This window comes from Leeuwenhoekiella sp. W20_SRS_FM14 (genome assembly GCF_052119605.1).
Taxonomy (GTDB): Bacteria; Bacteroidota; Bacteroidia; order Flavobacteriales; family Flavobacteriaceae; genus Leeuwenhoekiella.
Genome location: NZ_JBGQOK010000018.1, coordinates 1 through 1,617 on the forward strand (window position 1 = coordinate 1; position 1,617 = coordinate 1,617).

A 1,617-nucleotide genomic window follows, 5' to 3' on the forward strand; every position below is an offset into this window, starting at 1 on the left:
CGGAATTGCTTACGCCAGTTCTAAACCGAAAATTAACGCATATCAACCCGTAACTGACGGTTATACGAGACCGTTGTGCAACATTTGACCAAAATTTCGTAAATGACAGAAAATTATTCAATATTTAAAAAGTTTCCGACTTTAGAACAAGCAAACGAATTGAAAGAATTGCTTAAAGAAAACGGAATTGAATCATTACTTGCCGACAATATTCCGCCAGTTGATGTCACATTTTCAGGAAACACTTTGCAAAACGAATTCGAAGTCAGAATTAAACAATCTGACTTTAAAAAAGCTGAAGAAATTCTTGAAAAGAATGCTGAAAATTTAATTGACCAAATTGACAAGGACTATTATATATTTGAGTTTACAGACGAGGAACTTTATGAAATTTTGCTAAAGTCAGACGAATGGAATGCGTTTGACTATACTCTTGCTCAAAAAATACTAAAACAGAGAGGAAAATCAGTTGACAAAGAACTTCTAAATTCATTGAAAAATGAAAGATTAAAAGATTTAGCCAAACCAGAAGAAAACCAAAAACCTTGGATTATTGCTGGATACATTTTTTCACATTTAGGTGGATTTTTAGGACTGATAATTGGATATTTTTTGTGGACTTCTAAAAAAGCATTACCGAACGGACAGAAAGTATATTCATATTCAGCAAATGACAGAAAACACGGAAAATATATTTTTTATATTGGACTAATAATAGCACCAACTGCTTTACTTTTAAAAGTAGTCGGACAATTTTAAAATAAAAACGTTGCACAACAACGGCTATAGTTCATTGCGGCGGAATTTCCTCTCGGAAATTTCTGCGTATTTACTAACTTAGGTTTACGGCGGAAAGAATCCTGCGGATTTTTCCGCAACGAAACCATAGCCAAAACCGTTAGGCAACATTTGAGAAACCAAAATTGAAACAGATTAATAACATATTCGGACTAATTTTGTTTGTAGTTATTGGAATTCCATTATTTATACTAATGCTTCCAATAATCATAATTTCAATACCGTTTTTGTATTTTCAGCGAAAACGATTTGAAAAAAAATACTCTGAATTTTTGACCGAGAATAGCGGAAAAAATTTCTTCTGTTACAATAATCGAAAGAACTCAAAAAAATATATTGAGGACGAAATAATACCGAATCTGACTGACGGAATTGAAATCGTGTATCTAAATGGAAAAAAAGTGGAATCGGAATATAGTCCGGAGTTTATTTCGGAGGCACTTTACAAACTCAAAAATTACAGTCGATTTCCACACTTAATGAAAATTCGGAATGGAAAACTGATTGATAAATCGATAAACAATCCGTTTTATAACGTGTTGAATTTGAACAAACCGAAAAACGAATTATTAACCAAAATCAATCGGTTCTTTGAATTGACTGAAATAAAAAACGTTGCCTAACAATGTATAACCGCAATTACGGCGGATTCGACTACGTCCGAATCCACTCGGAATTGCTAAGGTCAGTGCTTAACCGAAAAACAGTAACTTTAAACCCGTAACTGACGGTTATACGAGACCGTTGTAAAACATTTAAAACAAACTTATGAGTGATTTTGATTTTCAAAAATTAATGAGAGAATTAGATAAATCTTCT

1 protein-coding gene is annotated in these 1,617 nt (G+C 32.5%); it reads left to right on the forward strand.

Translation table 11 applies throughout. The features are described 5' to 3' along the window. Positions 1 to 102 precede the first annotated feature (102 nt). Entirely contained in the window at positions 103 to 759 is a 657-nt protein-coding gene (locus tag ACEN25_RS15845; protein WP_441803766.1) for a hypothetical protein, read from the forward strand. Positions 760 to 1,617 lie beyond the last annotated feature (858 nt).